This is a genomic window from Roseibium sp. RKSG952, from assembly GCF_009711355.1.
On record NZ_SMMF01000432.1, the window covers coordinates 1 to 967 of the forward strand.

General features: G+C 52.7%; 4 tRNA genes. All 4 read right to left on the reverse strand.

Annotated features, from left to right (window positions below):
* Nucleotides 1–35: 35 nt before the first annotated feature.
* Nucleotides 36–112 (reverse strand) — tRNA-Arg (locus tag E1297_RS01395).
* Nucleotides 113–142: 30 nt separating this feature from the next.
* Nucleotides 143–217, reverse strand: a tRNA-Phe gene (locus E1297_RS01400).
* 31 nt (nt 218–248) lie between these two features.
* Nucleotides 249–319 (reverse strand) — tRNA-Phe (locus E1297_RS01405).
* A gap of 20 nt (nt 320–339) precedes the next feature.
* Nucleotides 340–417 (reverse strand) — tRNA-Arg (locus E1297_RS01410).
* Between the last annotated feature and the right edge of the window lie 550 nt (nt 418–967).

Consider the following 967-nt stretch of genomic DNA (forward strand, 5'->3'; position numbering starts at 1 on the left):
CGGGGTTTCCAGCGCACTGTTCAGATGAATGAGGTTGGCGCTTCGGGAAGGACTCGAACCTTCGACCTTCGCCTTCGGAGGGCGACGCTCTAATCCGCTGAGCTACCGAAGCAGGGCATCGACAACCCGGCCGACGCGAACTTGGTGCACGGAGGTGGAATCGAACCACCGACACCCGGATTTTCAATCCGGTGCTCTACCTCTGAGCTACCCGTGCGTCGTCGGAGGTCCCTCCGACAGGAAGATGATGCATGGAGATGGAATCGAACCATCGACACTCGGAACTTCAACCCGATGCTCTACCCTGAGCAACCCACGCGTTGGACGATACGTCCGAATTGGTGATCGCGGCAGGACTCGAACCTGCGGCTTTTTGCTTCGTAGGCAAACACTCTAATCCAGCTGAGCTACGCGACCTTGTTGGACCGAACTCGTCGATCCGATGATTTAAATATGATCGATATCGAAACCAATGTCAAAGGCAAATAACAAAAAAATATAATTATTTCAATCGTTTATAATGACTCAAAGGGCAAAAGGAGGCGCTTCCGGAAAGGGGGTTCCCAGAGGGCTCAGCACGAAACTTCGGACGAGATCGTGTCGTCGTCGCATGATTTTCCCCTTGTTCGAGAGTTCAGTCTTCGTGGAGACGGAGTCTTCGCCGGAAGCGGAACGCAAAAAGGGTTTAGGGTTCCGAACCTCTTCAGCCGGAACCCTAAACCCTTCGATGGCGTGATATCAGAGAGTCTTGATTAGAACGACTACACACAACGAAGCGATCGGGCGTCCGTGCCGGGACGTCCGGTGTCGATAAATCGCCGTCGCAATGTCGCAACCGTCATCAGTCAATACCTCTTGGCTTGTACTTTCCGCACGTGAGCCTTTCTTTTTTCATTAATTCAGGGATTTGTCAAGGAATTCGTTACTGGAAGTAACCTTAACGTCTTCCCCGCCCTGAAGGACCGGG